This window comes from Bradyrhizobium sp. Leo78 (assembly GCF_059512425.1).
On record NZ_JCAMOT010000040.1, the window covers coordinates 48,509 to 71,758 of the forward strand.

General features: G+C 64.0%; 21 protein-coding genes. 12 read left to right on the top strand and 9 right to left on the bottom strand.

Features of this window, described 5'->3' with window-relative positions:
• Positions 1 to 115: 115 nt before the first annotated feature.
• The 6 genes from AC5ZG1_RS34825 (at position 116) to AC5ZG1_RS34850 (ending at position 10,197) form a co-directional block, all read left to right on the top strand.
• Entirely contained in the window at positions 116 to 436 is a 321-nt protein-coding gene (locus AC5ZG1_RS34825) for a helix-turn-helix domain-containing protein (protein ID WP_130227609.1), read from the top strand.
• Positions 437 to 671: 235 nt separating this feature from the next.
• Positions 672 to 1,412: an outer membrane protein gene (locus AC5ZG1_RS34830; protein WP_028164404.1), complete on the top strand. Its 741-nt coding sequence runs from the start codon at positions 672 to 674 to the stop codon at positions 1,410 to 1,412.
• A gap of 257 nt (positions 1,413 to 1,669) precedes the next feature.
• Complete coding sequence (locus AC5ZG1_RS34835; RefSeq protein ID WP_456640742.1) at positions 1,670 to 3,814, top strand: methyl-accepting chemotaxis protein; 2,145 nt, start codon at positions 1,670 to 1,672, stop codon at positions 3,812 to 3,814.
• A 205-nt stretch (positions 3,815 to 4,019) separates the two neighbouring features.
• Complete coding sequence (locus AC5ZG1_RS34840) at positions 4,020 to 5,081, top strand: MBL fold metallo-hydrolase (protein WP_130230471.1); 1,062 nt, start codon at positions 4,020 to 4,022, stop codon at positions 5,079 to 5,081.
• Positions 5,082 to 5,341: 260 nt separating this feature from the next.
• A complete protein-coding gene (gene hemA / locus AC5ZG1_RS34845) occupies positions 5,342 to 6,571 on the top strand; it encodes a 5-aminolevulinate synthase (protein ID WP_456640741.1) in 1,230 nt (409 codons plus the stop codon).
• Between the two features lie 116 nt (positions 6,572 to 6,687).
• Positions 6,688 to 10,197, top strand: coding sequence for a PAS domain-containing hybrid sensor histidine kinase/response regulator (locus tag AC5ZG1_RS34850; protein ID WP_496135552.1), 3,510 nt, complete (start codon positions 6,688 to 6,690; stop codon positions 10,195 to 10,197).
• 12 nt (positions 10,198 to 10,209) lie between these two features.
• Here the strand turns inward: AC5ZG1_RS34850 and AC5ZG1_RS34855 are convergent, their stop codons facing one another.
• Together AC5ZG1_RS34855 and AC5ZG1_RS34860 are read right to left on the bottom strand one after the other, a co-directional pair.
• Complete coding sequence (locus tag AC5ZG1_RS34855) at positions 10,210 to 10,938, bottom strand: class I SAM-dependent methyltransferase (RefSeq protein ID WP_456640740.1); 729 nt, start codon at positions 10,936 to 10,938, stop codon at positions 10,210 to 10,212.
• Between the two features lie 130 nt (positions 10,939 to 11,068).
• On the bottom strand, positions 11,069 to 11,743 hold the full coding sequence (locus AC5ZG1_RS34860) for a response regulator (protein WP_028164398.1): 675 nt from the start codon (positions 11,741 to 11,743) through the stop codon (positions 11,069 to 11,071).
• A 348-nt stretch (positions 11,744 to 12,091) separates the two neighbouring features.
• Here AC5ZG1_RS34860 and AC5ZG1_RS34865 point away from each other — a divergent pair, with 348 nt between their 5' ends.
• Positions 12,092 to 13,717, top strand: coding sequence for an MFS transporter (locus tag AC5ZG1_RS34865; RefSeq protein WP_456641008.1), 1,626 nt, complete (start codon positions 12,092 to 12,094; stop codon positions 13,715 to 13,717).
• A 238-nt stretch (positions 13,718 to 13,955) separates the two neighbouring features.
• On the opposite strand, the gene AC5ZG1_RS34870 is transcribed toward AC5ZG1_RS34865, so the two are convergent.
• The 3 genes from AC5ZG1_RS34870 to AC5ZG1_RS34880 form a co-directional block, all read right to left on the bottom strand.
• A complete protein-coding gene (locus AC5ZG1_RS34870; RefSeq protein WP_496135553.1) occupies positions 13,956 to 14,420 on the bottom strand; it encodes a secondary thiamine-phosphate synthase enzyme YjbQ in 465 nt (154 codons plus the stop codon).
• 65 nt (positions 14,421 to 14,485) lie between these two features.
• Positions 14,486 to 15,004 carry a hypothetical protein gene (locus tag AC5ZG1_RS34875; protein WP_496135554.1) on the bottom strand — a complete coding sequence of 173 codons (519 nt, stop codon included), beginning with the start codon at positions 15,002 to 15,004 and terminating at the stop codon, positions 14,486 to 14,488.
• 36 nt (positions 15,005 to 15,040) lie between these two features.
• A complete protein-coding gene (locus AC5ZG1_RS34880) occupies positions 15,041 to 15,664 on the bottom strand; it encodes a 2-hydroxychromene-2-carboxylate isomerase (protein ID WP_496135555.1) in 624 nt (207 codons plus the stop codon).
• Between the two features lie 272 nt (positions 15,665 to 15,936).
• Between AC5ZG1_RS34880 and AC5ZG1_RS34885 the strand changes: the two genes are divergently transcribed.
• The 5 genes from AC5ZG1_RS34885 to AC5ZG1_RS34905 all read left to right on the top strand — a co-directional run bounded on the left by AC5ZG1_RS34885 (position 15,937) and on the right by AC5ZG1_RS34905 (position 18,524).
• The gene (locus AC5ZG1_RS34885) at positions 15,937 to 16,308 is read left to right on the top strand and encodes an AtpZ/AtpI family protein (RefSeq protein WP_027581444.1); all 372 of its coding nucleotides are present in this window, start codon (positions 15,937 to 15,939) and stop codon (positions 16,306 to 16,308) included.
• A gap of 71 nt (positions 16,309 to 16,379) precedes the next feature.
• A complete protein-coding gene (locus AC5ZG1_RS34890; RefSeq protein ID WP_028164393.1) occupies positions 16,380 to 17,129 on the top strand; it encodes a F0F1 ATP synthase subunit A in 750 nt (249 codons plus the stop codon).
• 52 nt (positions 17,130 to 17,181) lie between these two features.
• Positions 17,182 to 17,412, top strand: coding sequence for a F0F1 ATP synthase subunit C (locus AC5ZG1_RS34895; protein WP_027537362.1), 231 nt, complete (start codon positions 17,182 to 17,184; stop codon positions 17,410 to 17,412).
• 57 nt (positions 17,413 to 17,469) lie between these two features.
• On the top strand, positions 17,470 to 18,039 hold the full coding sequence (locus AC5ZG1_RS34900) for a F0F1 ATP synthase subunit B family protein (protein ID WP_130227298.1): 570 nt from the start codon (positions 17,470 to 17,472) through the stop codon (positions 18,037 to 18,039).
• Positions 18,039 to 18,524: a F0F1 ATP synthase subunit B family protein gene (locus AC5ZG1_RS34905; RefSeq protein WP_028164391.1), complete on the top strand. Its 486-nt coding sequence runs from the start codon at positions 18,039 to 18,041 to the stop codon at positions 18,522 to 18,524. Before AC5ZG1_RS34900 ends, AC5ZG1_RS34905 begins: the two co-directional genes overlap by 1 nt.
• A 252-nt stretch (positions 18,525 to 18,776) precedes the next feature.
• Here AC5ZG1_RS34905 and AC5ZG1_RS34910 read toward each other — a convergent pair whose 3' ends face one another.
• The 4 genes from AC5ZG1_RS34910 to thrC all read right to left on the bottom strand — a co-directional run bounded on the left by AC5ZG1_RS34910 (position 18,777) and on the right by thrC (position 22,974).
• The gene (locus tag AC5ZG1_RS34910) at positions 18,777 to 19,427 is read right to left on the bottom strand and encodes a hypothetical protein (RefSeq protein ID WP_496135556.1); all 651 of its coding nucleotides are present in this window, start codon (positions 19,425 to 19,427) and stop codon (positions 18,777 to 18,779) included.
• A 102-nt stretch (positions 19,428 to 19,529) separates the two neighbouring features.
• Entirely contained in the window at positions 19,530 to 20,117 is a 588-nt protein-coding gene (locus AC5ZG1_RS34915) for a GNAT family N-acetyltransferase (RefSeq protein ID WP_496135557.1), read from the bottom strand.
• A gap of 152 nt (positions 20,118 to 20,269) precedes the next feature.
• A complete protein-coding gene (locus tag AC5ZG1_RS34920) occupies positions 20,270 to 21,559 on the bottom strand; it encodes a M16 family metallopeptidase (RefSeq protein ID WP_496135558.1) in 1,290 nt (429 codons plus the stop codon).
• On the bottom strand, positions 21,556 to 22,974 hold the full coding sequence (gene thrC / locus AC5ZG1_RS34925) for a threonine synthase (protein WP_496135559.1): 1,419 nt from the start codon (positions 22,972 to 22,974) through the stop codon (positions 21,556 to 21,558). Before thrC ends, AC5ZG1_RS34920 begins: the two co-directional genes overlap by 4 nt.
• Positions 22,975 to 23,250 lie beyond the last annotated feature (276 nt).

A 23,250-nucleotide genomic window follows, 5' to 3' on the forward strand; every position in this document is an offset into this window, starting at 1 on the left:
AGCGTGATGAACCGTCATTCCGCTCTATCTTTTGTGTGAGCATGATATTCCCGCAGACGCTTCGAAAGCTGGCGCCCACTTTTCCGGATCATGTTCCGGTCCCAATGAGGTATCGATGACCGGCCCAGAGCTGAAAAAGCTTCGCGAGCATCTCGGCGAGGCCATTGGCCGGCCACTCACGGTGGCCGAGATGGCGAAGCTCTGCGGACTGAAAGGGCCCGAGGGCGCCAACACCGTCCGCCGCTGGGAGGTGACGGGACCGAGCGCGCAAGTCGCCGATCTCCTGCGCGTGCTGGCGATGGCCAGCGAGCACTATCCGATCCTCGAGAAGTTCAACGTGTTCGACCGCCATGACGTCCCGGAGAAGGAACGGCCGGCGCGCAAAGCTCAGTTCCGCGAACAGATGCGCGAGGACATCAGGCGCAGGCTTGGTTAAGCAAGTCTTGCCTCGTTAGGAAAGATTTCCGCAAAGGCTGCGCGCGAGGTGCAGGTTAAGCCTTCCTTCACCCTTCCTTAAGCTGCCGTTAAGCACAAAAAACAATTACCAGCCAATATGTTGGATTATCGACCGCGATCGCCCCCCGCTGACATCATTTTATTCAAATGCGGTCTTTATTCGCGCCAGGGGGCGCTGCGCGCAGCGTCTCATTTTGAATCTCCGAGGACTAGAAATGAAGAAGATCCTGCTCGCAACCGTTGCCCTCACGGCGTTCGCCGCAGCCGCGCCGGCATTCGGCGCCGACCTCGGCGCCCGCCCCTATTACAGCAAAGCCCCGGCGCCGGTTTACGCCGCGCCGATTTACAACTGGACCGGCTTCTATGTCGGCGGCCATATCGGCGGCGCCTTCACCAGCAGCGACACCTTTAACGGCTTCGCGCTCAGCGACCACAAAACCCGCTTCCTCGGCGGCGTCCAGGTGGGCGGCGACTGGCAATTCCATCCGAACTTCCTGGTCGGCGTCGAAGGTCAGTATTCCTGGCTCGGAGGCGATCAGGTCAGCGCGGCGTTCCCCGGCGGCTTCGTCTACAATAACGACCAGCGCGGGATCGGCTCGATCACCGGCCGCGTCGGCTGGACCTGGGGCCCGGGCCTGGTCTACGCGAAGGGCGGCTATGCCTATTCCGACAACAACGAGACGCTGAGGTTCGGCGGCATCCCGGTCGGATTCGCGCTGAGCGACAGGCACCGCAACGGCTTTACCGTCGGCGGCGGCATCGAATACATGTTCGCGCCAAACTGGTCGGCCAAGGCCGAGTATCAATTCTACGATTTCGGCGACAGCCGCTTCGTTGCGCCGGCCCCGCTGGTGCCGTTCGGCAGCTTCCACAATGACGAGCACACCGTGAAGGCCGGCATCAACTACCGCTTCAATTTCGGCAATTTCGGCGGGCCGGTGGCAACCGGCTACTGACCGCGATCCAAGAATCTGAACAAGAGACAAAAGGCCGGCATCTCGCCGGCCTTTTTGATTCTCGAGAGGTTGTAGGTACTGGCGTCCGGCAAGCACCGCGCGATCAATTCCGGCGTGCGGTAGAAAGCTACTTCAACGCCGCCATGCGCGCAAAAATTGCACCGCCGCGCATTCTGGTTCCCGATTTTGTTAACCCGCCATCGCGATACTGCCGCGCGAGGATTCAAGCTCAAGGACAGTGACTGCGGGGCAGGCAAATGGCGTTACGATTCCGCTTCGGTAAAATGAAACTTAAAGGCATCCGGCGCCCGCGATGGAGCGTCAGGGGCAGCCTGTTTGCGGCATTCGCCGTCATCGCCGCCATGGCGATCGTGATCAGCGCGGGCGCCGCCATGGTGTTCGAACAGCTCGGCAAGACCATGGGCGACCTTTCCGGCCGCGACATCCCGCGGCTCGCTGCGAGCCTGCAATTGTCGGCACAAAGCGCGAGCCTCGCAAGCCAGGGTCCAGCGCTGCTCGCCGCCCGCACCGAGGAGGCGCTGAACGAGCGCTCTGCCAAGATGAAGGAAACGCAGACGCAGGCGCTGCAGAAGCTCGACGAGATCATCAAGCTCGGTGCCGACAAGGCGATCGGGAAGGCGTTGACCGAGACGGTCAAGAACATCGACGACGTGATCGAGAGCCTCGGCTCGGCCGCGCGCGAGCGGCTCGAGACGGCGGCGTTGCACGACAAGCTGTATGAAACGCTGCGCAAGGCGCAGGCCGAGTTCGTCGCGGCCTCGGCGCCGGCGATGATGGACGCGCAGAGCCAGCTCCATGCCATCCTCGGCGCGGCCGAGCCGTCGTCCGACGACGCGAGCAGCGCCGCACGCGTCGTAGAGCAGCTCGGCGATGTGATCGCCAGCGGCAACCTGTTGGCCTCCAACATGGCCGCAGCGCTGTCGGCGACCAACAGCGACACGCTGGAAGCGATCGAGAAGGATTTCAAGCGGGTGCTCTCGCAGACGATTTCCAATCTGGAGATGCTGCCTAAGAATTCGAGCACAAAGACGCTAGCCGACGCCGCCACAAAGCTGCAGACGCTCGGCCAGGGCAAGACCGGCGTGTTCAAGGTCCGCCAGAAGGAATTGGACGCCACCGATTTCGGCGAGACCATCCTGGAGGAGACCCGCAAGCTCAATATCGGCCTCGGCATCAGCGTGCAGCAGCTCGTCGACGGCGTGCGGAAGGCGACCGACGCGTCCACCAGCCAGGCGCAACGGGAGATTTCGTTTGCGACCATGGTGATGCTCGCGCTCGGCATCGGCACCCTGATCGGCTCGATCCTGTTCGTCTGGCTCTATGTCGGCCGCAGCATTCTCAAGCGGCTCAAGGGCCTGCAGGACTCGATGCAGCGGCTGTCGGCCGGCGATCTCGACACCGAGATCCCTCAGAGCCGCCAGGACGACGAGATCGCCGCGATGGCTGGCGCGCTGAAGGTGTTCCGCGAAAGCATGATCGAAGGCCGCGCGCTCTCGGCCGAGCAGGACAAGGACCGCATCGCCAAGGCGGAGCGTGCTTCGCGCATGGAAGCCCATATCGTCGAATTCGAGTCCACCGTCCGCAGCGCGCTCGACAGCCTGCAGAACGCGGCCAATTCGATGCAGTCCACGGCGCAGAGCATGTCGGCGACCGCCGACCAGTCCAGCGCGCTGGCAAACACGGTCGCTTCCGCAGCGGAGGAAACCTCAGTCAACGTGCAGACGGTATCCGCGGGCACCGAGGAGCTCTCTTCCTCGATCGCCGAGATCGGGCGGCAGGTCGTGACCTCGGCCGAGATCGCGCGCAAAGCGGTGGACGAAGCCGGCCAGACCGACGTCACCATGCAGGGTCTCGCCGAGAAAGCCGGCCGCATCAGCGTGGTGGTCGACCTGATCCAGACCATCGCCTCGCAGACCAACCTGCTCGCGCTCAACGCCACCATCGAGGCGGCACGCGCCGGCGAAGCCGGCCGCGGCTTTGCCGTGGTCGCCTCCGAGGTGAAGAGCCTTGCCAACCAGACCGCGAAAGCGACCGACGAGATCCGCCAGCAGATCGTCAGCATGCAGGAAGTGACGACGACGGCGGTTTCCGCGATCCGCAATATCAGCACGACGATCGGCGAGATCAATGACGTCACCACCGCGATCGCCGCCGCGGTCGAGGAACAGGGCGCGGCGACGCGCGAGATCGCCCGCAACATCCAGCACGCAGCCGGCGGCACCAGCGAAGTCTCGAGCAATATCGTCGGCGTCAGCAGCGCTTCGGCGGAAGCCGGCACGGCCGCCGGCGACGTGCTGAGCGCTTCCAGCGAACTGCGCCGGGAGGCCGAGGTGCTGCGCGCCGAAATCGACGCGTTCCTGTCGAATATCCGCGCGGCGTAGAAACACCGTCATTCCGGGGCGCCTCGAAGAGGCGAACCCGGAATCCATCGGGCGACAAATCCTGCTGGAGAAATGGATTCCGGGTTCGATGCTTACGCATCGCCCCGGAATGACGTTCCCACGGCCAATCCATGCCCATTATCCGAACCGGCATCTGCTTTTTTGAGCTAGCGCCGGGCGGCCGGTACCGCTAAGCCGATAGACGATGCATTCGAAAACAGACAGCGTGCAGTCCTCGGCTGAGGCACTGCGATACCCCCTCGAAAATCACCCCGGCCCGGACCAGGTCGTGGAAGTGATGCCGGGCGTGCTCTGGGCGCGGCTGAAACTGCCGTTCCGCCTCAACCACGTGAACATCTATCTGCTCGCCGATGGCGACGGCTGGACCATGATCGATTCCGGCTTCGGCAACGAGGAATCGATCGCAGCCTGGACCACGCTGTTCGAAGGCCCACTCAAGGGCATGACCATCACGCGCCTGATCGTGACCCATTCGCATCCCGATCATGTCGGGCTCGCCGGATGGATCATCGAGCGGTTCGGCTGCCCGCTATACATGTCACAGGTCGAATACCTGCAGTCGGTCTATCATCAGAACCGCGGCACCGCCGAGCGATTGACCGCGCAACGTCTGTTCTTCCGCCGTCACGGCATGGACGAGGATCTGACCGACAAGCTGCTCGGCCGCGGCCAGGATTATCTGAAGCGGGTCTCGGTGCTGCCGGCGTCCTATCGCCGGCTGACCCATGGCGACGAGGTCGTGATCGGCACGCGGCGCTTCAAGGTCATCACCGGCGGTGGACATGCGCTCGACCAGGTGATGCTGTATTGCGCCGCCGACAAGCTGTTCCTCTCCGCCGACCAGGTGTTGAGCAAGATCTCGCCCAATGTCAGTGTCTGGGCCGTCGAGCCGGAACAGAATTCGCTCGGCGAATATCTGGCCTCGCTGGCGAGCCTGACCACCACGCTGCCCTACGACGCGCTGGTGCTGCCCGGCCATGGCGTGCCGTTCTACGGCCTGAAGACACGGATCAAGCAGCTCGCCGATCATCACGAGGAGCGCTGCGGGCTGATCGCCGAGGCCTGCCGGGAGACCGCCAAGACCTCCAAGGAGCTGGTGCCGGTCGTATTCCACAAGCACGTGCTGGACGCGCACCAGATGGGATTCGCCGCCGGCGAACTGATCGCCCACGTCAACTACATGCTGGTCGAGGGCCGGCTGACGGCCGAGGCAATCGACGGCGTGCTGCGTTTCCGCACCACCTGACGCTATACACTCCGGTTCGGCTGATCCGGACAATTACGGGCATCGTGCGATCGCGCAACGAGGCGGCCCGAGGAGCTATCGGCGCGGATTCCGGCGACAGGTCTAGGTCGTTGATCCACATCAATATTTGCCGCGCTTCCATGGACAATCTGTCCAATGTCTGGCGCATGCCCCAACGTGGGATAGCGGATAGACATTAGAGATTGAAAAGCTCTAAGAAGAGTTGGCCGCCCCGGCCGGGTCCTGCTCCAGGTTTGCCGATGGATTACAGCCAGTTTTTCAGCGCCGCCCTCAACCGCCTCCATGACGAGCGGCGCTACCGCGTATTTGCCGACCTCGAGCGGATTGCGGGCCGCTTCCCGCACGCGATCTGGCACTCGCCGAAGGGCCAGCGCAATGTCGTGATCTGGTGCTCCAACGACTATCTCGGCATGGGCCAGCATCCCAAGGTCGTCGGCGCCATGGTCGAGACCGCGACCCGCGTCGGCACCGGCGCCGGCGGCACCCGCAATATCGCCGGCACCCATCATCCCCTGGTGCAGCTCGAAGCCGAACTCGCCGACCTCCACGGCAAGGAAGCCGCGCTCCTGTTCACCTCCGGCTATGTCTCGAACCAGACCGGCATCGCGACGATCGCAAAGCTGATCCCGAATTGCCTGATCCTGTCGGACGCGCTGAATCACAATTCGATGATCGAAGGCATCCGCCAGGGCGGCTGCGAGCGGAAAGTTTTCCGCCACAGCGACCTCGCGCACCTGGAAGAGCTGTTGCGCGAGGCCGGTCCCGACCGGCCGAAGCTGATCGCCTGCGAAAGCCTCTATTCAATGGACGGTGACGTCGCGCCACTCGAGCAGATCTGCGACCTCGCCGAGCGCTATGGCGCCATGACCTATGTCGATGAGGTCCATGCGGTCGGCATGTACGGGCCGCGTGGCGGCGGCATCGCCGAGCGCGACGGCGTCATGCACCGTATCGATGTGCTCGAAGGCACGCTGGCGAAGGCGTTCGGCTGCCTCGGCGGCTATATCGCCGCCAAAGCCGAGATCATCGATGCCGTGCGTTCCTATGCGCCCGGTTTCATCTTCACGACCGCACTGCCGCCGGCGATCTGCTCGGCCGCGACCGCGGCGATCCGCCACCTCAAGACCTCGAATTGGGAGCGCGAGCGCCACCAGGAACGCGCCGCCCGCCTCAAGGCGATCCTGAACGCGGCCGGCCTGCCCGTGATGTCGAGCGACACCCATATCGTGCCGCTTTTCGTCGGCGACCCCGAAAAGTGCAAGCGCGCGACCGACATCCTGCTCGAGGAGCACGGCATCTATATCCAGCCAATCAACTACCCGACCGTCCCCAAGGGCACCGAGCGCCTGCGGATCACCCCGTCGCCCTACCACGACGACGGCCTGATGGACGGCCTCGCCGAGGCGCTGCTGCAGGTCTGGGAGCGGCTTGGGCTGCCGCTCCGCAAGCGGTCGATGGCGGCAGAATAACCCTAACGACGCGACATCCGGGATCGGAACGGCGGCGCACGGTGCGCCATCCGCCTGATCCCGCTATACTCCCCCGTCACGGCCCGCTCTGAGGCCGGGAAGGGAGATCAGCAGCGATGCTGCACGACTGGGGCGTCATCGCCGCCGCGTTCGGCTATATCGGGTTCCTGTTCTTTGTCGCCAGCCGCGGCGATCGTTCGCTGCCGACGAAGCGCGGTCGCGCGGGCATGGTGATCTACCCGCTGTCGCTCGCGATCTACTGCACCTCCTGGACCTTCTTCGGCTCGGTCGGATTTGCGACCCGCACCAGCGTCGACTTCCTGGCGATCTATGTCGGGCCGGTCCTCATGATCGGCTTGTGTACGCCGCTGCTCCGCCGCGTGATCGGGCTTGCCAAGTCGCAGAACATCACGTCGATCGCCGACTTCATCGCCGCGCGCTACGGCAAGAGCCAGGCGGTGGCCGGCACCGTGGCGCTGATCGCGATCATCGGCTCGGTGCCCTATATCGCGCTCCAGCTCAAGGCGATCGCCTCCTCGCTGGAAACGATCCTGACCGAGGACAGGGCGTTTTCCTCGGTCCCCATCCTCGGCGACATCGCGCTGGTGGTGATGCTCGCGATGGCCGTATTCGCGGTGCTGTTCGGCACCCGGCAGGCTGATGCCACCGAACACCAGCACGGCCTGATGCTGGCGGTCGCGACCGAATCCATCGTCAAGCTGGTGGCGTTCCTCGCCGCGGGCATCTTCGTCACCTTCTGGATGTTCTCACCGACCGAACTGATCGAGCGCGCGATGAAGACGCCGGAAGCGGTGCGGGCGATCGAATATGTGCCGTCGGTCGGCAATTTCCTGACCATGACGCTATTGTCGTTCTGCGCGATCATGCTTTTGCCGCGCCAGTTCCATGTCAGCGTGGTCGAGAATTCAGGCCAGGAGGAGGTCGGGCGCGCGCGCTGGCTGTTCCCGCTTTATCTCGTCGCGATCAACCTGTTTGTGATCCCGATCGCGATCGCGGGGCTCGTGACCTTTCCGTTCGGCGCCGTCGACAGCGACATGTATGTGCTGGCGCTGCCGATGGAGGCCAACGCATCGCTGCTCAGCGTCGCCGTCTTCATCGGCGGGCTGTCGGCGGGCACCGCGATGGTGATCGTGGAATGCGTGGCGCTGTCGATCATGGTCTCCAACGACATCGTGCTGCCGATGGTGCTGCAGCGAAGCCGCGAAGCGCTCGCCGGGCAGAAGGATTTCAGCGACTTCCTGCTGAGCGTGCGCCGCTTTGCGATCTTCGGCATCATGGTGATGGCCTATTTCTATTATCGCGCGCTCGGCAACACTCAGCTCGCCGCGATCGGACTGTTGTCGTTCGCGGCGATCACCCAGCTTGCGCCCGCCTTCTTCGGTGGGCTGTTGTGGCGGCGGGCGACCGCGCGCGGTGCTATGGCCGGCATGGTGGTCGGCTTTGCCGTGTGGATCTACACGCTGTTCCTGCCGAGCTTCCTGGAGAGCAGCACCACGGGGCTGATGCTGCTGCAGCACGGCCCCTTCGGCATCGAGGCGCTGCGGCCACAGGCGCTGCTCGGCACCGACCTGCCGCCGCTGCTGCATGGTGTGCTGTGGAGCCTGTCGCTGAACATCTTCACCTACCTCGTGTTCTCGCTGGCGCGCGAGCCGACCTCGATCGAACGGCTGCAGGCCGACCTGTTCGTGCCCCACACCTTCACGCCGATCGCACCGAGTTTCCGGCGCTGGCGCAGCACGGTGACGGTGCAGGACATCCAGAGCACGGTGGCGCAATATCTCGGGCCCGAGCGCGCCGGCCACGCGTTCGAGGCGTTTGCGGCCGAGCGTGGCGGCGCGCTCAACGCATCGGCGCCCGCCGGCCTCGAATTGCTGCAGCATGCCGAGCGCCTGATCGCATCCTCGATCGGCGCCGCCTCCTCGCGGCTCGTGATGTCGCTGCTGCTCCGCAAGCGCACGGTTTCGGCGAAGGCCGCGCTCAAGCTGCTCGACGATTCCCATGCGGCGCTGCATTTCAACCGCGAGATCCTGCAAACCGCGCTCAACCATGTGCGCCAGGGCATCGCGGTGTTCGACGCCAATCTGCAACTGATCTGCTCGAACCGGCAATTCGCCGAGATCCTGGCACTGCCGGCGCATCTGGTTCAACTCGGCATCCCCTTGTCGGAAATCCTCGAGTTCATGGGCGCGGTCAATCCGTCAGGCTCGGGCGACGCGCAGATCATGCTGGAGAAGCGGCTCGCCGCCTACACCACCGAGGGCGAGCCTTACCTGGAGCGGCTGCCCGACCGCCACATGGTGATCGAGGTCCGCACCAACCGGATGCCCGGCGCCGGCTTCGTCATCACCTTCTCCGACGTGACGCCGAGCTTCGAGGCGGCCGAGGCGCTGGAGCGCGCCAATGCGACGTTGGAAAAGCGCGTGCGCGACCGCACCGAGGAACTCACCCGCCTCAATTCCGAGTTGGCGCTGGCCAAGAGCGCCGCCGAAGATGCCAATATTTCCAAGACGCGATTTCTCGCCGCCGCCAGTCACGACATCCTGCAGCCCTTGAACGCGGCGCGGCTGTACGTCACGAGCATGGTGGAGCGCCAGCAGGGCGGCGAGGATTCCCGCCTGGTCGAGAACATCGACGACTCCCTGGAAGCGATCGAGGAGATTCTCGGCGCGCTGCTCGACATTTCGCGGCTCGATGCCGGCGCCATGACGCCATCGATCAGCCGCTTCAAGATCGGCGATCTCATGCGCTCGCTGGAAATCGAGTTTGCGCCGATCGCGCGCGCCAAGGGGCTGGAGCTGGCCTTCGTGCCGTCTTCGCTGGCAGTCGAGTCCGACCGTTCGCTGCTCAGGCGGCTATTGCAGAACTTCATCTCCAATGCGATCAAATATACGCCGCGCGGCCGCGTGCTGGTGGGTTGCCGCCGTCGCGGACAGTCGCTCAAGATCTGCGTCTACGACACCGGCGTCGGCATTCCCGTGCTCAAGCGCCGCGAGATCTTCAAGGAGTTCCATCGTCTCGAACAGGGCGCGCGGATCGCGCGCGGCCTGGGATTGGGGCTGTCGATCGTCGAGCGGCTGGCGCGCGTGCTCAACCACGGCATCGCGCTCGATGGCAATGCCGGTGGCGGCTCGATGTTCTCCGTGACCGTGCCGATCGCGAAGGCGATCAATCATACAGGGCCCGTGACCAGCGCAACGCCGCTCGCCAAGACCCCGATCAGAGGCGCACTGATTGTCTGCATCGAGAACGACCTGGCGATCCTCGATGGCATGAGGACGCTCTTGACGGCCTGGGGCGCCGAGGTGATCGCGGTCGCCGATCCCGAAAGCGCGATCGGCGCGATCGAGGCCGCGGGCGGGCGCGTCACCGGCCTCCTGGTCGACTATCATCTCGACCGCGGCAACGGCGTCGCCGCGATCCGCGACATCCGCCGCCGCTTCGGCGAGGGCCTGCCCGCGATCCTCATCACCGCCGACCGCAGCCCCAATGTCCGCGCCGCCGCACGCGAGGAGAACATCGCGGTGCTCAACAAGCCGGTGAAGCCGGCGTCATTGCGGGCGCTGCTGGGGCAATGGCGCACGCAGCAGATGGTGGCGGCGGAGTAGATCTCAGCGGGCCTACCGCTGGGCTGCGACGATCAACATCATCGGCCGCTCCAGCTCCTCGGCAAGATCGCGCATTGCGGCAATCTGATCGGGTGTCGGAGCAAATTCCTCGACGTGCCGGATCTCAAATCCGACGCCGATCAGCATATTCAGTGTCGTTCCGATCCTGCGATGATACTTGATCACGCCATCCGCAAACCAGTTCGTCTTGCGTGGCCCCTCAAGCGCGTATGCATCGACTGGCCACGTCTTGCGCCCCTCCTGATCAGTGCGCCAGCCCGGCTTTCTCGAAGCCATATAGATTGGATGCTCTATGGTGAAGACGAAACGCCCGCCCGGCCGCAGCGCGTGATAGACGCTGCGCACGAGCCTCTCGAAATCCTCGATGTAGTGTAGGGCCAGCGAGCTATAGGCGAGGTCGACCGAGGACGGCGGAAACTCGACCCGTTCGAGATCGGCGATCCTGTACTCAATGCCGGCATCGTGGGTATTCAGCCTCGCGCGACCGATCATGTTCTCGGAGAGATCGAGCCCAAGCACATGTGCAGCTCCCTGCGCGCGGGCCCATCTCGCAAACCAGCCGAAGCCGCAGCCGAGATCGAGGACGCGCTTGCCGGCCAGATCGGGGAGTTGCGCGCGGACCGCCGGCCATTCTGGCGCGCCGTCAAGCCCGCGGACGGACCGCGGCAAAGTGGTGTAACCGGCAAAAAAGACAGGATCGTCGTAGATGTTTTGGGCCAACAGGCTCTCCATCGATGCCGCCGGGCAGACGCGTAGGGTGGTCAAAGCGAAGCGTGCCCACCATCAAGGATCCCGCCCGTGGTGGTGGGCACGCTTCGCTTTGCCCACCCTTCAATTCAGCGGTGGCTGATCACACCTGCGGCGTGCCCTGGCGCCATTGGCCGCCGGCGATCTTGGCGGCGGCGATCACGGCCTGGGTGCGGCTTTCGACGCCGAGCTTTTGCAGGATTGCTGATACATGCGCCTTGATGGTGGCCTCGGAAACGCCGAGCTCGTAGGCGATCTGCTTGTTGAGCAAACCCTCCGACAGCATCATCAGGACGCGCACCTGTTGCGGCGTCAGCGTCACCAGCCGGTCGCGCAGCCGCGCCATCTCGGGATCGCCGGCGGATGACAGATCGGTGTCGGCGGGAACCCAGACGTCGCCGTCCATCACCTTCATGATGGCATCGCGCAGCGTATCGACGCCGAAGCGCTTCGGAATGAAACCGGACGCGCCGAAGTCGAGCGAGCGGCGGATCGTGGTGGCATCATCGCTGGCTGATACGATCACCACCGGGATCGCCGGATATTGCGCGCGCAGATAGATCAGGCCGGAGAAGCCGCTGATCCCCGGCATGGTCAGATCGAGCAGAATAAGGTCAACGTCGGCGTCCTTCTCGAGCAAGGCGGTGAGCTCGTCGAACGAACCTGCTTCGGTAATGGCAGCCGAACTGACGACGCTCGCAACTGCCTGCCGCAGCGCATCGCGGAACAGCGGATGGTCATCGGCGATGACAAGATGGGTCTGGACAGCAGCAGTCATCGGTATCTCTTGAGCGGGTCGCCGCCCCCTTTTTTCCCTTGTCCTCCGAGCGAAGGCTGCGTGCAAGCCGTAATTCTACCGTCTGTCGAAGCAGTTAATGCGCGCTTGTGCGTCGCAACACGCCGGCCGAAGTCCGGATCGGAGACCGCACGGCCGGTGTGCTCCTCGCGGCACGAAAGGTCGTGAAGAGAGCCGAAAGTCGTATTGGGGCGGCTTTTGCCGCGATGTTACCCTCTTTCCAAGCCCGTAGCTCATCCGGCCGAACGCGGCAGGCGAGTTAGCAGCAATAATTTGGGGGGAATGATCCAGATGTCCACAATGACTGCAAGTTCGGCGCGCCGCGCCGGGATGACGAAGGATGAACGTTTCGTCATCCTTGCGTCCTCGCTCGGCACTGTCTTCGAGTGGTACGATTTCTACCTGTACGGATCGCTGGCCAGCATCATCGGCGCGCAGTTCTTCTCCGCCTATCCGCCGGCGACCCGCGACATCTTCGCCCTGCTGGCCTTCGCCGCCGGCTTCCTGGTGCGTCCGTTCGGCGCCATCGTGTTCGGCCGCGTCGGTGACATCGTCGGCCGCAAATACACATTCCTCGTGACCATCCTGATCATGGGCCTGTCGACGTTCATCGTCGGCCTGTTGCCCAACGCCGCCACCATCGGCATCGCCGCACCGATCATCCTGATCGCGTTGCGCCTGCTGCAGGGCCTTGCGCTCGGCGGCGAATATGGCGGTGCAGCAACCTATGTCGCCGAGCACTCCCCGCAGGGCAAGCGCGGCTACTACACCTCCTTCATCCAGACCACCGCCACGCTCGGCCTGTTCCTGTCGCTCCTGGTGATCCTGTTCACGCGCACAATGACCGGCGAACAGGCCTTTGCGGAATGGGGCTGGCGCATTCCGTTCCTGGTGTCGGTGTTGCTGCTCGGCATCTCCGTCTGGATCCGGCTGCGGTTGAACGAATCGCCGGTGTTCCAGCGCATGAAGGACGAGGGCAAGAGCTCCAAGGCGCCGCTGACGGAAGCCTTCGCCAACTGGTCCAATGCCAAGATCGTGCTGCTCGCCTTGTTCGGCGCCGTGATGGGACAGGGCGTCGTCTGGTACACCGGCCAGTTCTACGCACTGTTCTTCCTGCAATCGATCCTGAAGGTCGACGGCTACACCTCGAACCTTCTGATCGCCTGGTCGCTCCTGCTCGGCACCGGCTTCTTCATTGTGTTCGGCTGGCTGTCCGACAGGATCGGCCGCAAGCCGATCATCCTCGCCGGCTGCGCGATCGCAGCGCTGACTTTCATCCCGATCTTCAAGATGATCACCACCAACGCCAACCCGGCGCTGGAGAAGGCGATCGAATCCACCAAGGTCGAAGTGGTGGCCGATCCCGCGGGCTGCGGCGACCTGTTCAACCCAGTCGGCACCCGCGTCTTCACCGCGCCGTGCGACACTGCCCGTGCCTACCTCGCGCAGTCGTCGGTGAAGTACGCGACGACACCAGGCCCGGCCGGCTCCGGCGTCAAGGTCGTGGTCAATGGCAAGGAAGTGCCTTATGCCGACGCCAAGACTTCCAATCCGGCGGTGCTGGCGGCGATCCAGGCGGCGGGCTATCCGAAGACGGGTGACGCCGGCATCGTGAAGATGTCGAATCCGTTCGACATCTTCCGTCCGCAGGTCGCGGCCGTGATCGGGTTGTTGTTCATCCTGGTGATCTTCGTCACCATGGTCTACGGCCCGATCGCCGCCATGCTGGTCGAACTGTTCCCGACGCGCATCCGCTACACCTCGATGTCGCTGCCCTATCACATCGGCAACGGTTGGTTCGGCGGCCTGCTGCCCGCAACCGCGTTCGCGATCGTGGCCTCCACCGGCGACATCTATGCCGGCCTCTGGTATCCGATCATCTTCGCGGCGATCACCGCGGTGGTCGGCTTCCTGTTCCTGCCGGAGACCAAGGACGTCGATATCAGCAAGACCTGAGACGAAGCGCACTTTCCAGCGCCTGCTCGATCGGCCGCGGAGCGATCCGCGGCCGATTTTGTTTGGATCGAATTGCATCCCCGATCGATGCTGCGCTCCCTCTCCCGCTTGCGGGGGAGGGCTGGGGTGGGGGTGCCTCCGCATTGGGACTGCCGGTGGGGAGAGAACCCTCACCCGGCGCTGACGCGCCGACCTCTCCCGCAAGCGGGAGAGGTGAACCAGCCAGACCGCGTCGCCTCTACTTGATGCTGCCGATGAACTGCAGCACGACCTCGCGCCGGTGCGGTCTGGCGCGATGCTCGATCAGGTAGATCGCCTGCCAGGTGCCGAGCGCGAGTTCGCCATCCAGCACCGGAATCTGGAGTGAGGTCGACGTCAGCATGGTCTTGATATGCGCCGGCATGTCGTCAGGACCTTCGGTGTCATGGCGCCATCCGCCATTCTCCGGCGCCAGGCGGCGCAGCACAGTGAGGAGATCCTCGAGCACGGTCGGATCGGCATTCTCCTGGATGGTGAGCGATGCCGAGGTGTGGCGGATGAACAGCGTCACTTGCCCCTCCGCCCCGCGCGCCTCGCGCAGGAATTTTGCGACTTCCGAGGTGAGATCGGTGAAGCCGACGCCCGACGTGGGTACGGTCAGTAGCGATGACACGACGGTGGTGGCACTGACGGTTGATGGAGCGCTGCGCGAGAGTGAGGTCATGAACGAAGCCGTCGTAGGAGTACGTAGGATGGGTTTCGCTTCGCTCTACCCATCCTACAAAGGAACTAAATCTTGCCCGACGTGTCGCGCTGCACACGGTTGGCCATCTCGACCAGGCGGCGCCAGGCGCGTTCGAGGAAGGACATCACGCGATCCATATCCTGATCGCTCGGCAACGGGATTTCGATCCTGCGCCCGCCCTCGGCGACCTTCGGTTCGCTTTTCTTCAGCGAATCCGATTTCGGCAGCGCCTCGTCGGTCTTGCCGGTAGCGGCCTGATCGCGCTGCGCGAGCTTGGCCTTGAGCGTCTCGTTCTCGGCCTGCAGCCGGCCGATTTCCGCGTCCATCGCGGCGCGCTCGTCGGGCACGGCATAGCAGGCCCAGCCCGTACCCGAATTATTGTTGCAGGTTGAGACCGTGCCGGTCCGCGTGTCGAGCCGCAGCACGCCATCGGCGGTGGTCGACAACGCGTAGCGGCCGTTCTCGGTATCCGGCCGGGATTGAGCAAAGGCTGTGCCGCTCAGGCTCAACACTACGACCGCGAGGACGGCGGGGACTCTTGATGAAGACGTCGCGTGGCGCATTGGCGTGCTCCCGACTCAGAAAAGAATGCCGCGCCCCTATATATCCGACGTATAGGGCGGCCTGCCCGACTTCAATGCATCGGCGAGCAAATCCAACCGGTCCTGCCCCCAAAACACCTCGCCATCGAGCACATAGGCGGGCGAGCCGAATACATCGGCCGTTATCGCATCCTGACGGTTCTGCTCATAGGTGGCGCTGATCGCCTCCGAGGCGGAACGTTCCACCAGCTTGCTGCCGGGCAGGCCCGCTTCGTCGGCGAGGCGCGCCACCGTCGCGGGATCGGCGAGATCGAGCTGATCCTCCCAGACCGCGACAAAACCGCGCTTCAGGAAAGCATCGGGATCGAGCCCCAGCTCAATCGCAGCGATAACCGCGCCGTCGGCAAGGCGGGCATTGAACGGCCAGTGCGCGGGCCTCAGATGAAACTGCAATCCGCGCCGGTCCCGCCAGCGCTGCAATTCCACTATCCGATAACGTTGCCGCACTGGATGGCGCTTGAGCAGCGGCAAGCCGCCGGTCTCCGAGAACAGGTCGACCAGCACCACCGGCTTGTAGTTCACCTTGAGATCAAAGCCAGTGACGAGATCGCGGAACGGCCGGTCGCCGATATAGGCCCAGGGAGATTGAAACGAGAAGTAGTAGTCGACCTGACGCGACATGGCGGCTCCGAGCGGGATTGGTGCGACGATGCGCCCATCCCAACAGAGCGTCCCGGCCGGTGCAAGACCGCCGCGGCCTGAATGTCAGCTGTTGCGTTGCGATGACAGGTCGCAGACATCTGGAATATCTCCAAAGAAGTGCAATCGAATCAATGCGCTAACTGGTTGTTACGCAATCTTGACTTGATCGGACACGGTAAGTATGGTCCGCGCGGCTTTTGAGGGTGGCGGCGCAATTTCCATCAACCGCAGCATCGTTTAGTGTCTGCCGCATGGCGGAAAACAAAAACGACAACGCAAGTGGAAATCGCGACCAGTCGTCGTCCGACGAAGCTGCGCTTTCCGCAAGGCTCGGAAGTCTGGATCATCGGTTGTCCGAAATTCGCGACAGCCGCAAAATCAGGACTGATCAATCCGGAACTGAAAGCGGAGACGGTGCCGCCAGAGCTTCGGCGATGGCGCTCGGCTTCCGCCTTTCCTCGGAATTGGTCGCGGGCGTTGTCGTCGGGGCGGCGATTGGCTGGGGATTCGACCGTCTACTGTCGACATCGCCGTTCGGTCTCATCGTGTTCCTGCTGCTCGGCTTCACGGCCGGCGTGGTCAACGTGGTGAGGTCTGCAGGCGTGGCCTCAGGCAAGCGCTGAGTTCTGGCGGAAGTCACGACATCTGTAATTCGATTGCCGGCGGATAAGCCGGGGGACCAAGAGCCGCGCGGATGAAAATCGATCCGATCCACCAGTTCAATATCGAGCCCCTCTTCACGATCGGCCATATCGGCAATCACACGATCGCCTTCACCAATTCGACGCTCTACATGTTCGTGGCGGTGGCGTTGATCTCGGTGCTGATGCTGGCGAGCGGCCGGCAACTGGTTCCGGGGCGCCTGCAGTCGGTCGCCGAAATCTCTTACGAGTTCGTCGCCAGCACCATCCGCAGCACCGCCGGCGCGGAAGGCATGAAGTTCTTCCCGCTGATCTTCTCGTTGTTCATGTTCATCTGCGTCTCGAACCTCGTGGGCATCATCCCCTACACGTTCACGATTTCGAGCCACCTGATCGTCACCGCCGCGCTCGCGCTGCTGGTGTTCTTCACCGTCCTGATCTACGGCGTCTACAAGAACGGGCTGAAGTTCTTCAAGATTTTCGTGCCGTCCGGCGTGCCGATCTACATCCTGCCGCTGGTCATGTTCATCGAGATCCTGTCGTTCTTCCTGCGGCCGGTCTCGCACAGCGTGCGTCTGTTCGCCAACATGCTGGCCGGCCATATCGCGCTGAAGGTGTTCGCGGGTTTCGTCGCGATGCTCGGCGTCTCGCTCGGCGCCGTCGGTTGGCTCGGCGGCGTGATGCCGCTCGCCCTCACGGTCGCATTGACCGCCCTCGAATTGCTGGTCGCTTTCCTGCAAGCCTATGTGTTTGCGATCCTGACCTGCATCTACCTCAACGACGCCATTCATCCGGGACACTGAGCGGTCCGGGGAATTTCCACCCACATCTGTCTTTCTCTCCAAGGAGCAAACTATGGAACCGGCAGCAGCTAAACTTATCGGCGCGGGCATCGCGTGCATCGGCATGGGCGGTGCGGGCGTCGGCGTGGGCGTCATCTTCGGCAACTATCTTGCCGCCGCGGTGCGCAATCCGTCCGCCGCCCAGGGCCAGTTCGGCAACCTGATCTTCGGCTTCGCCGTGACCGAAGCGCTCGGCATCTTCTCGCTGCTGATCGCGTTGCTCTTGCTGTTCGTTCCGCTCTGAGCGGTACACTCTTGCGCCGCCTGCGGGCGGCGTCCGTGACAGCTACAGGAGAACTCCATGGCTGAGAGTCATGGCGAAAAATCAGGCCAGAAGGCCGGCGCCCACACCGAAGCCGATGGCGGCCACGGCGGAGGTTTCCCTCCGTTCGATTCGTCCACCTTCGCCTCGCAACTGGTGTCGCTGGCGATCGCCTTTGTCGCGCTCTACATTATCGTGTCGCGTTTCGCGCTGCCGCGTGTCGGCGGCGTGATCGAAGCGCGCCAGAACATGATCGAGGGCGATTTGGCGGACGCGCAGAAGCTCAAGGATGAGTCCGCCGCTGCGCTGAAGGCCTATGAGAACGACCTGGCGGCCGCGCGCTCCCGCGCTCAGGCCATCAGCAACGAGACCCGCGAGAAGCTGAACGCGGCCTCCGAAGCCGAACGCAAGGTGCTGGAGGACAAGCTTACGGCCAAGCTCCACGACGCCGAGAAAACCATCGCGGCGACACGGGCGACGGCGATGAGCAATGTCCGCGGCATTGCGGCGGATGCGGCGACCGCGATCGTGCAGCGGCTGACCGGCGCGGCGCCGGATGGCGCTGCGGTGAACAGCGCTGTCGACGCCTCGCTGAAGGGACAAGCCTGATGTTGACCGAGCCGGAAACCTGGGTTGCGATCGCCTTCGTCATCCTGATGGTGGTGTTTGCCTATCTTGGCATCCATCGCACGGTGCTGAAGGCGCTGGACAACCGCAGCGAACGCATCAAGGCCGAACTCGATGACGCTCGCCGTCTGAAGGAAGAGGCCGCAAAGCTGCTCGCCGAATACAAGGCCAAGCGCACGACTGCCGAGCGCGAGGCGGAGGAAATCGTCGCGAGCGCCAAGGCGGACGCCGAACGCATCGCGGCTGAAACCAAGACGAAGATGGAAGATTTTGTCGCGCGGCGGACCAAGACCGCCGAGAACAAGATCGCGCTCGCCGAAGCCCAGGCTCTGGCGGATGTCCGTGCTGCTGCGGCGGATGCCGCGGTGACGGCGGCGTCCACCATCCTGTCGCAGTCGGTCAAGGGCCCCATTGCCGACGACCTCCTCGCCAAGGGGATCGCCGAGGTTCGTTCCAAGCTGAACTGAGCGGCTTCAACGCAAATCAAAAAGCCGGCGCGAGATGATCGCGCCGGCTTTTTTGTTGTCTTGCTCGTTTGTTGTGCCGCTCTCTCGTCATCGCCCGCCACCGGGTCGGCGCAAAGCGCCGCCCGATGACAGGCTCCGGCGGGCGATCCAGTACTCCGCCGCGTCTCGACCAAGCTACGAACGCTGTCGTGTACTGGATGCATCGCCTTCGCGGGGTATACGGGCTCCGCGTGCTGGCCGCGCAACCTTCCGCTACTTCTTCCGCGCTGCTTTGGGCTTTGGCTCGGGCTTCAGGGCCTGCGGGTCGAAGCCGATGTAGAAGATGTAGTTCTCGGCAACGTCGGCTGACGGCGCCGGAAAGGTCAGATCCTCAGCCACCAGCGTAAAGGGCTCGCTGCCGCTTTCGCCCATCGTCACTGTGGTCTGATAGGCCTTGGTCGCGATCGTCTTTTCCGAGACGCCGCCCTGCACCACGGCGACGCGCAGCGGCACCTGAACGGTCGGCGGGGCGCCGGCAGGACCGACGATGATCCGGCCCTGGATGCCGATCCGCGCCGTGATGTCGCCGCCATTGAGCGCGCATTCGCGGGCGGTGCGGGTGATCGTCGCCTGGAACCTGAGGTCGCTGCCGACCGGTTCCTTGCCGGGCGCCCCCACCGCGTAAGTCGAGGCGCCGGAGCGGATCGCCACCGGCGGACAGAGGACGTCCGATTCGCTGCTCTGGCCCCCGGCGGGCGCCGGCGGCTTCTCAGCCGGCTGCTCCTCGGACTTGCCGCCGCCGAACAGGCTCTTGAAGCGATCGGTCAATGACTGTGCCGCCGCCGGCGCGGCCAGGGTGCCGCAACCAAGCGCAGTCGCCACCACAGAGGCGATCGCGGCCCTGATCACACGATGTCTTGCCATGAGAATCCCTGCCATCCCATTTCCCGCGGCGTTATAGCAGCGCAATGGCGGCGAACCCAAGGCGCTAACAAAGGCGCGACCGAGGCGCCAGGAACCCGAGGGCTAGCCCCGGAAATCCTCATGCAACAGGCCAAACAGCAGGTGATCCTGCCAGATGCCGTTGATGCAGAGATAGCGCCGCGCCAGGCCCTCGCGGGTGAAGCCGCATTTCTCCAGCACGCGGATCGAGGGCGCGTTGGAAGGGATACAGGCGGCCTCGATCCGGTGCAGATTGAGCTCGCCGAACAGCGAAGGCAACAGCACCCGCAGCGCCGTGGTCATGTAGCCGCGATGCGCATAGGGCTCGCCGACCCAATAGCCGATGGTGCCGGCCTGCACGATGCCACGGCGGACATTGGCGAGCGTGATGCCGCCGACCATCACGCCGTCCACTTCGCGGAAGACGATGAAGGGATAGGAGCGGTCGGCGGCGATATCCTCGGCGTAGCGGCGCAGGCGGCGGCGGAAGCCGGAACGGGTCAAATCATCGGACGGCCAGATCGGCTCCCAAGGCGTGAGATAGGCGCGGCTCGATTCGCGTAGCTGCGCCCATTGCGGAAAGTCAGCCATTTGCGGCGCGCGTAGCAGCAGGCCATGACCGCGCGGCATCAGTGCAGCCGGTCCGCTGGATGGCAAACGAAACAGGGCCATGCCCTTGAACTCCCCTGCCCGCTAGCGGGCTGCCGGTCTATCTTTTAGGGCATGATCTTTTCGGAAAACCGGAGACCACTTTTCCGGATCATGCCCTTCCGTTTGGGCATGATCTCTTCGGAAAACCGGAGACCACTTTTCCGGATCATGCCCTAGTGCAGGAGCGTCTTCGCCTTCGACTGGGTTAATCCTTCCGCAAAAGACACCGCGGTGTCCAGACCTCTACCGCTGCCGAGCGCCACCACCGCCGGCCGGCTGCGCGCGAGCAGCGCACGGGCGGCATTGCGGGTCGATTCGACACTCACCGAATCGATCCGGCTGACCAGTTCGTCCACCGTCAGCGGCCTGCCATAGGCTAGCACATGGCGTGCCAGTTGCTCGGCGCGGGAGGAACAGCTCTCCAGCGCCATCAGCAGCCCCGCCTTCATCTGCGCCTTGGCGCGCGCGATCTCGGCCTCGGTCAGAGTCTCCACGGCCTCGTTCATCACGTCCACGATCACCTCCATCATTTCCGGCGCATCCGACGGGTCGGTGCCGGTGTAGAGGCCGAAGAAGCCGGTGTCGCTATAGGGGGCATGGAAGGTGTAGATCGAGTAGCACAGTCCTCGCTTCTCCCGCACCTCCTGGAACAGCCGCGACGACATCCCGCCGCCGAGCGTGTTGGTGAACACCTGCAGCGAGAACAGCGACAGGTCGGTCTGCGGCACGCCTTCCAGCGCCAGCGTCAGATGCGCCTGTTCGAGGTCGCGGTGCACGACGCGGGAACCGCCCTTGCCGAACATCGCCGCCTGCGGCTTCGGCGCGCGCGCCGTGTCGAAATTTGCGAACTTCTGCGTTGCCTCTTCGACGATCCGCTTGTGGTCCACCGCGCCGGCAGCGGAGATCACCATATCGGGCCCGCGGTAATGCGTTGCGAGGTAGCTGCGCAGCATGTCGCGGTCGAACCCCTTCAGCGTCTTGGCGGTGCCGAGCAGGGAGCGGCCCATCGGCTGGTCGGGGTAGCAGAGCTCGTTCAGGTGCTCGAACACGACGTCGTCGGGCGTATCCTGCGCCGCACCGATCTCCTGCACGATGACGCTCTTCTCGCGCTCAAGCTCATCCGGCACGAAAGAGGGATTGGCGAGGATGTCGGCGAGCACGTCGAGCGCCAGCGGCACGTCCGCCTTCATCACGCGCGCGTAATAGGCCGTCGTCTCGGTCGAGGTGCCGGCGTTGAGATCGCCGCCCACGGCCTCGATCTCCTCGACGATCTCGCGGGAGGAGCGGCGCGTCGTGCCCTTGAACGCCATGTGTTCGAGCAAATGGGAGATCCCGTGCTCGTTCGGCTTCTCGTCGCGTCCGCCGACGCCGGCCCACACGCCGAGCGCGGCCGTCTCCAGATGCGGCATGGTGTCGGTCACCACGGTCAATCCGGACGGCAGCTTGGTGATCTCAACGCTCATCCGGTTACTCCCTGCTTGGCGGCGCGGCTCACCGACAATACGAACTTTTCGACTTCCGCTTGATCGCTTTTCATCACCTTGAGGTGTTCGGGTTTGGTCATCAATCCGTCGAGCCAGGCCGGCAATTGCGGTCGCACCCCGCAGGCGGCCTCGACCGCATCGGGGAACTTGGCCGCATGCGCGGTCGACAGCACGATATTTGGAATCCTCGAATCGGCGCTATCGCGGTCGGCAACCGCCAGCGCCACCGCGGTGTGGGGATCGACCAGATCCCCGGCCTCGCGCCAGGCGGCACGGATCGCGGCCGCTGTCTCGGTCTCATCCGCCTTGCCTGCGTCGAACTCCTCGCGGATCGCAGCTAACATCGCAGCCGGCAACACGAAGCGGCCGGACTGCTTCAGCGAATCCATCAGCCGCCGCACACTGTCAGCGTCGCGCCGGCTTGCCTCGAACAACAGCCGCTCGAAATTCGAGGACACCTGGATGTCCATCGACGGCGAGGTCGTGGCGTGAACCTCGCGGACCTCGTAGATGCCCGTCTTCAGCGTGCGCGGCAGGATGTCGTTGACGTTGGCCGCGATCCGCAAGGATCGGATCGGCAAGCCCATGCGCTTGGCGACGTAGCCCGCAAAGATGTCGCCGAAATTCCCGGTCGGCACCGTGAAGCCCACCGTCCGCTCCGGCGCGCCGAGCGCGACCGCCGAGGTGAAATAGTAGACCACCTGCGCCACGACCCGTGCCCAGTTGATCGAGTTCACGCCTGACAGCGACACCGCATCGCGGAAGTCGTGATGGTTGAACAGCCCCTTCACGATCGCCTGGCAATCGTCGAAGGTGCCTTCAATCGCCAGCGCATGGATGTTGGCGGCGCCGGTCGTCGTCATCATCCGCCGCTGCACCTCGGAGATGCGCCCTTGCGGGAACAACACGACAAGGTCGACATTTTCGAGATTGGCAAAGGCCTCGACCGCGGCGCCGCCGGTGTCGCCTGATGTCGCGACCACGATCGTGGTGCGCTGTGAACGTTTCGCCAGCACGTGATCCATCAGCCGCGAGATCAACTGCATCGCGACGTCCTTGAACGCCAGCGTCGGGCCGTGGAACAGCTCCAGCAGGAATTGATTCGGGCCGATCTGGTCGAGCGGCACGACGGCGGGATGGCGGAACGTCGCGTAGGCTTCGTTCGCCATGCGACCGAGATCGGGATCGGAAATCTCGCCGCCCGCGAACGGCCTGATGACGTCGACCGCGACTTCCCAATAGGGCCGTCCGAAGAAGCCGGCGATGGTTTCGCGCGACAGGACCGGCCAGCTTTCGGGCACGTACAGGCCACCGTCGCGGGCAAGCCCGGTCAGCATCACATCACAGAAACCAAGAACCGGGGCCTCTCCCCGGGTCGAAACATACCGCGTCAAACCGCCCTCCAAAGGCTCAAGCCTTTACCTTAAGCCCTTGATATCATGGAATTTATCGAGTTCTCGCTGCGCGGACCCGAAGCGCCACCATAAAGGGTTTTCGTGCCAAGGGGAAACCGCTTCTTGTGCGGCGCTGCCGCAAAGCACGGCAGGCTAGACGGAGGTGCGCCGTCAAGCGCGCTGGGATGCGCTAGATCGCGATGAAGTTAGGTTCGTGCATATCCTGAGTTTGCCAAGTAGCTTGCGCATTCTTTGGGCGTGAAGAGCTGCAGAACC